General features: G+C 60.6%; 4 protein-coding genes and 3 rRNA genes. All 7 read left to right on the top strand.

What is annotated here, in order from left to right:
• Window positions 1-177, top strand: a 23S ribosomal RNA gene (locus AC1D02_RS22145); the annotation flags it as partial.
• A gap of 142 nt (window positions 178-319) precedes the next feature.
• Window positions 320-432, top strand: a 5S ribosomal RNA gene (gene rrf, locus AC1D02_RS22140).
• A gap of 67 nt (window positions 433-499) precedes the next feature.
• Window positions 500-1,918, top strand: coding sequence for a DUF3375 domain-containing protein (locus AC1D02_RS22135; RefSeq protein WP_477320617.1), 1,419 nt, complete (start codon window positions 500-502; stop codon window positions 1,916-1,918).
• Between the two features lie 14 nt (window positions 1,919-1,932).
• On the top strand, window positions 1,933-2,517 hold the full coding sequence (locus tag AC1D02_RS22130) for a DUF4194 domain-containing protein (RefSeq protein WP_477320616.1): 585 nt from the start codon (window positions 1,933-1,935) through the stop codon (window positions 2,515-2,517).
• On the top strand, window positions 2,514-3,161 hold the full coding sequence (locus AC1D02_RS22125) for an ATP-binding protein (RefSeq protein ID WP_477320615.1): 648 nt from the start codon (window positions 2,514-2,516) through the stop codon (window positions 3,159-3,161). Before AC1D02_RS22130 ends, AC1D02_RS22125 begins: the two co-directional genes overlap by 4 nt.
• Window positions 3,162-3,164: 3 nt before the next feature.
• Window positions 3,165-5,894, top strand: coding sequence for an ATP-binding protein (locus tag AC1D02_RS22120; protein ID WP_477320614.1), 2,730 nt, complete (start codon window positions 3,165-3,167; stop codon window positions 5,892-5,894).
• A 396-nt stretch (window positions 5,895-6,290) separates the two neighbouring features.
• Window positions 6,291-6,428 (top strand): 16S ribosomal RNA (locus AC1D02_RS22115); the annotation flags it as partial.

Here is a 6,428-nt window from a genome sequence, read left to right as displayed (position 1 = left end):
GTCTGGAAGAGATAACCGCTGAAAGCATCTAAGCGGGAAACTTGCCTTGAGATGAGATTTCCCAGAGCCTTGAGCTCTTTAAAGGGTCGTTCGAGACCAGGACGTTGATAGGTCAGGTGTGGAAGTGCAGTAATGCATTAAGCTAACTGATACTAATTGCCCGTACGGCTTGTCCCTATAACCTTAACAGGTACGGAGATAAGAAGAACGGCGCTGTTGATTGTTCTGATTCATACTCATTACCCAGTAATACAAAACTTACTTCTTCCAGATTCTAGGAATTGCTGCCCCATCGGGAGCAAGACCTGTACAAGTTATGCCTGATGACCATAGTAACTCGGTACCACCCCTTCCCATCCCGAACAGGACCGTGAAACGAGCTTACGCCGATGATAGTGCTGCAACCAGTGTGAAAGTAGGTTATCGTCAGGCTAGTTATAAAGAAAAAAACCCCGTCAGCAATGGCGGGGTTTTTTTTCGTCCATTGAAAAACGAGCCCATGGATTTTCAGACTCTATCGAACCAGCGGCAAAACCATGCGGCCTGGCGCCTGCTTGCCGCCGCCCATGCGCCGATGATCGCCAGCTTTTTGCACGCTGCGTTCGTCATCTCCAGTTCCCGCGCGATCGCCCGGCCGCAGCTGGCGTCACAACTGGACGATCACCTGCGGGATTTGCATCACGCCGCCGGTGAGATTCTGTATCCGAAATCGCCGACCGCCTATCTGGACGACTGGGCGTCGGATGAGCGAGGGTGGTTGCGCAAATTCTATCCGGCCGGCCAGGACGAAGCGCACTACGACCTGACGCCATCGAGCGAGATGGCGATCGTGTGGCTGAACCGCCTGGCTCCGCGCGCTTTCACCGGGACGCACGCGCGCTTCGCCACCGCATTGAACCTATTGCAGCAGGTCGCCGAGGGCACGCAGCTCGACCCACGCGCCCGCGTCGCGGCGCTGAAACGCCGCAAGGCCGAAATCGACTCCGAAATCGCGCGCTTGCAATCAGGCCGAATCGACTTGATGGATCCGGTCGAGGCGCGCGAGCGCTTCCTGCTTGCAGACGGAATTACGCGTGAACTGGTGTCGGACTTTCGCGCAGTTGAACAGAATTTCCGCACGCTGGACCGCAGCTTGCGCGAACGGATCGTCGCGATCGATGCCGGCGGGGCGCTCCTTGATGGCGACCTGCTGGGTGAAACCGACGAAGAAAGGAGCTTCCGCGCTTTCCGCGACCAGCTGATGTCGCCCTCCCGTCAGGATTCACTCGCCGAACTGGCTCGAAAGATGGCAGCGCTGGGTAGTCTGCGTGATTTGGAGCCTGCGGCGCGAATTCAGCGCAACCGCGACGCGCTGATGGAGGCCGGGGAAGCAGCTCACCGGACTCTAAGACGCCTGTCGGACCAATTGCGGCGCCATGTCGACGACCAGGCCAGGCTTGAAAACCGCCGCATCATCCATCTGATGCGCGACATCGAACAGCGCGCACTGGCCCTGCGCGGCGAAATCGACGATCGCGCGTTCATGGAAATCGACGACACCGGACCATCGCTCGGGCTGCCGATGGAGCGGCCGCTGTTCAGCCCTCCGGTCAAAGCGAAAATCATGAAGCACGCACGGGAAGGAGATGAGTCGGATATCAGCATCGATGCGTTGTTCAGCCAGGAATCCGTCGACCCGTCGCGCCTGTTGTCGAACGTGCGGCGCGCGCTGCAAACCCGGAAACAGGTAACGCTAGGGACCCTGGTGCAGCAGTATCCGATCCGGCACGGTCTCGCCGAACTTTCCGCCTACATCAACCTGGCGACGCAAGACCTGCATGCCGCCGTCGACGACGAACAAAGCGAAGTCGTTTCGTGGTTCGACGAATCCGGCAGCCGGCGCCAAGCCACGCTTCCCCTGATCATTTACACCGCATGAATACCGAATCGACGATGACCGAACAGAATCGCCTGGGCCAACTGCTTGTTGGCCTGTTCCAGGGAGTGCAATACCGTGACCAGGACGTCGCGATGTGGCAGCCGCTGATCGAATTGCAGGGGCGGGTGCGCGATTACTGCGCGACTCTTGGCCTTGAACTGATCCTCGACGACGCCGAAGGTTATGCCTATTTGCGGCACCGGACCGCGGCGCCCGGCGAGGCAGCGCTCCCCCGCTTGATCCAACGCCGTCAGCTGGCGTATCCGGTGAGCCTGATTCTCGTCCTGCTGCGTAAAAGGCTCGCCGAGTTTGACGCCGTCGGCGGCGACACGCGCCTGGTCGTCAGCCGCGACGATATCGTCGGACAGGTGCGTGGCTTCCTTCCCGAGACCAGCAATGAAGCGCGACTGCTGGACCGCATCGACAGTCATCTCAACAAAGTCATCGAGCTGGGATTCCTGCATCGGCTGCGCGGCCAGGACGACCAGTTCGAAGTGCGCCGCATCCTGAAGGCGTTCGTCGACGCGCAGTGGATCAGCGAATTCGAACAGCGGCTCGCTCAATATGGCGAACATGCCGTCAGTGGAGAAAACGCATGAACGATCGCGCGCCTTTGGACATGGAGCATCCGGCCCTCGAGATGACGCCTGCGATCCCGCCGCGCGCGGGCTTCCGTCTGCACCAGTTCGAGGTGTTCAACTGGGGCACGTTCGACGAGCGCGTCTGGCGCCTGCAGCCTGATGGTGAAACCATCCTGCTCACCGGGGATATCGGCTCGGGAAAATCGACATTGGTCGACGGCCTCACCACGCTGCTGGTGCCGCCGCAAAAAATCTCGTACAACAAGGCGGCCGGCGCCGACGCGCGCGAACGCAGCCTGCGCAGCTATGTGATGGGGCACTACAAGGCGGAGCGCGGTGACGACGGCATGGCTGCGCGCTCGGTCTCGCTGCGCGACGAAAACAGCTATTCGGCGATCCTCGCCGTCTTCCATGACGAGGCGATCGAAGAGACGGTCACGCTCGCACAGGTATTCTCGATGAAGGATCCAGGCGGCCAACCCGAGCGTTTTCATGTTGTGTCCACCGGGCGGTTGTCGATCGCTGGCCACTTCGCCGGCTTCGGCGAAGACATCGGCCAATTGCGCAGGCGCCTGCAGGCACTGCACGGTGTCACGGTGCATGACAGCTTCCCGCAATACGCCGCCGAGTTTCGTCGCCACTTCGGCATCGCCGGTGAATAGGCGATGGAGCTGTTTCATCAGACCGTGTCGATGAAATCGGTCGGTAACCTGAGCGACTTCGTGCGCGATCACATGCTCGAAGCATTTCCGGTCGCGGCGCGAATCGCGGCCTTGATCGCTAATTTCGACGAGGCCAACCGCGCGCACGACGCGCTGGTCAAGGCGAGGCTGCAGGCCGACCAGCTGGCGCCCTTGAGTGCCGAGTGCGAGCGCTACCGGGAACTCGAAGGGAAGCTCGAACAACTGCGCGGCTGCCGCAATTCACTGCGCCCCTGGTTCGCCCAACTCAAGTCCGGCTTGCTCCGTAAGCGCATCGACCACCTGCAGAACGAACTTGCCCTTGTGGCCGACGAACTGGCGCGGCTCGGTGAAGAGCGGCGCAGCCAGCGGCAGCGGCATGACGAGATCGTCCATGCGATCATCTCGAACGGCGGAACCCGCGTTGAGCAGATCAAGGGTGAAATCGCGCGGCTGCAGCTGACCAGCGAAGCGCGACTCCACCGTTTCGGCCAGTACGACCAATTGGCCGGCGCGCTCGGCTTGCCGGGGGCGGCCGATTCGGCATTGTTTGCGGCCAACCGCCGCGCTATCGAAGAGGGACAGGCGGCTTGCATCGCGCAGCGCGACGATTTCCAGGACCGCCTCACCGAGGCAGGCGTGAGCCTTCGCGAGTTGGGGCGCCAGTACAGCGAAATCACCGCCGAGCTCGAATCCTTGCGGCGGCGCCGCTCGTATATCCCGCGCCGCATGCTGGAACTGCGCGAGACATTGTGCAATGCGCTGCGCATCCTCCCTGAAAGTCTGCCGTTCGCCGGTGAGTTGATCCAAGTGCGCGACGACGAGAGCGGCTGGGACGCGGCCGCCGAGCGCGTCTTGCGCGATTTCGCCTTGTCGCTGCTGGTACCCGATATGCATTACTCGCAGGTCGCGGCCTGGATCGACGACGCCAACCTCGGCGAACGCCTGACGTATCACCGTGTTCGTGGGGAGCTAACGGAGGAGCCGCGACTTCTCCCGGCTAACGCGCTGGCGCGCAAGCTTGCGATCCGCCCGGACTCGCCGTTTTATGCATGGCTTGAATCGGAGCTGCACAGCCGTTTCGACCATGCCTGCTGCAACCGGCTTGACGAATTCCGGCGCGAGATGCGCGTGGTCACCCGCAATGGCCAGGTCAAGCACGACGGCGAGCGCCACGAAAAGGACGATAGTCACCCGTTCGATGATCGTTCGACCTTCGTTCTCGGATGGTCGAACCACGCCAGGATTTCCGCGCTGGTCAAGCAGGAGCGCGACCTGACCACGCGGGTGCAGGCGCATGGCCTTCACATTCAGCGTTTGAAAATCGAGGTGCACAATCAGAATGCCTTGCTCGGCGACTGGCAGCGCCTGGCCACCTTCGATCAGTTTAGTGAATTGAACTGGAAACCCGTGCTTGCCGAGATCGATGCGCTTGAGCGCGAGCAGCTGGCACTGTCGTCCTGTTCGGACGTGATCGCGACGCTGCAGCAGCAGTCCGCGGAATTGGCGGTCCGGCGGGAGCTGACCGAACAAGCGTGGAATGCTGCCATCGGCACGCAAGCACGAGCCCGCGAACAGCTTGAGCAGGCAAACCTGGCGCTGCCCGGCGAGATCGCGCAGGATGCACACGGGTTCTTTACGCTGATCGAATCGATGCGCATGCAGGCGCTGGGGCCGACCGCGCTGGACGTGGAAACGTGCGACCGCGCGGAGCTTGATTTCGGCGCCTTCCTGCAGGCTCACATCGATATTGAAGGACAGCGGCTCGCACGGCTGCGCGACGCGATCGTCGGCGCCATGCAGGACTACCGCCGCGCGTGGCCGATCGATGCGCGCGAGGTCGACGCCAGCATCGACTCCGCCGGAGAGTTCAGCCAGATGCTGGCCGACTTGCTGGGCGAGGCCATTCCGAAATACGCCGCTCGCTTCAAGGAAGTACTTGGCGAGGGCGCGGTGCGCGAAATGGCGGCCTTCCAGGCGCTGCTCCATCGCGAACGCGAAATCATCCGCGAGCGCGTCGACACCATCAACGGTTCGCTGCACCAGATCGACTACAACCCGAATCGCTACATCGCCCTCGAGGCGCAGAAGAACCTCGACGCCGACCTGCGCGAGTTCGAGCAGGATCTGCGCCGCTGCATCTCGTGTGAGGCAGGAGGCGAAGTGCCATTGGAAGAACGGTTCCTGCAGGTGAAGCGCATCATCGAACGCTTCCGCGGCCGCGCGGGCAGTGCGGAACTTGATCGCCGCTGGACGCGCAAGGTCACGGATTCGCGCAACTGGTTCGTGTTCTCCGCATCGGAGCGTTGGCGCGAAGACGGCCGTGAGCACGAACACTACACGGACGCGAGCGGCAAATCGGGCGGGCAAAAGGAGAAACTTGCCTACACCGTGCTCGCCGCGAGCCTTGCGTATCAGTTCGGACTGGAGCGCGATGCGCACCAAGGTCGATCGTTCCGCTTCGTCGTGATCGATGAAGCATTCGGACGCGGCTCCGACGAATCGGCGCGTTACGGCCTGGAACTTTTCAAGCGGATGAACCTCCAGTTGCTCGTCGTCACGCCGCTGCAAAAGATTCGCATCATCGAGCCGTATGTCGCCGGCCTCGGATTCGTGCACAGCGAAGAGGGGCGCCGCTCCCAGCTCCGTTATCTCGCCGTGGACACCTTTCGTGCTGAGCGAAGCGCGCGGCAGACGGCACCGGCGGGCACCTGAAAGTTATTTTTGGAAACCCCTTGCCAGTCAACGCGGCGGTTTGCTATAGTTCGCCTCCCCGAGAAATTGGTTAACAAAAACAAGAACTTGGGGCATCGGCAACGATGATGCAGTAAAAAAAGAAGTTGACGAAGCAGCGAAAACGCTTCATACTCTTTCTTCTTCGCGGCTGACAAACAAAACGATTTGTCGACAAGCTGCAAGGCAGTACCGAACAAAGTTCTTTAACAATTAACAGTCGATAAGTGTGGGCGTTTGATGAAGGTGCCAGTGACTCGGTCACTGAATACTTAAATTATCAAATGTTCACAAAAAAGAAATATAGGCGCTTCGCAAGAAGTGGCCTGTCAGTATTTTGAGTGAGCGATCTGTCCGCAAGGACATTAAACAGAGATTGAACTGAAGAGTTTGATCCTGGCTCAGATTGAACGCTGGCGGCATGCCTTACACATGCAAGTCGAACGGCAGCGCGGGGCAACCTGGCGGCGAGTGGCGAACGGGTGAGTAATATATCGGAACGTACCCTGGAGTAGT

This window comes from Massilia sp. P1_C10 (assembly GCF_056406475.1).
This window is presented reverse-complemented; position numbering and strand designations above follow the sequence as displayed.

What these genes read in the sequence shown, in the direction of transcription:
- AC1D02_RS22135 (WP_477320617.1), top strand. Translation starts at nt 500, where the DNA reads ATGGATTTTCAGACTCTATCGAACCAGCGGCAAAACCATGCGGCCTGG.
- AC1D02_RS22120 (WP_477320614.1), top strand. Translation starts at nt 3,165, where the DNA reads ATGGAGCTGTTTCATCAGACCGTGTCGATGAAATCGGTCGGTAACCTG.
- AC1D02_RS22130 (WP_477320616.1), top strand. Translation starts at nt 1,933, where the DNA reads ATGACCGAACAGAATCGCCTGGGCCAACTGCTTGTTGGCCTGTTCCAG.
- AC1D02_RS22125 (WP_477320615.1), top strand. Translation starts at nt 2,514, where the DNA reads ATGAACGATCGCGCGCCTTTGGACATGGAGCATCCGGCCCTCGAGATG.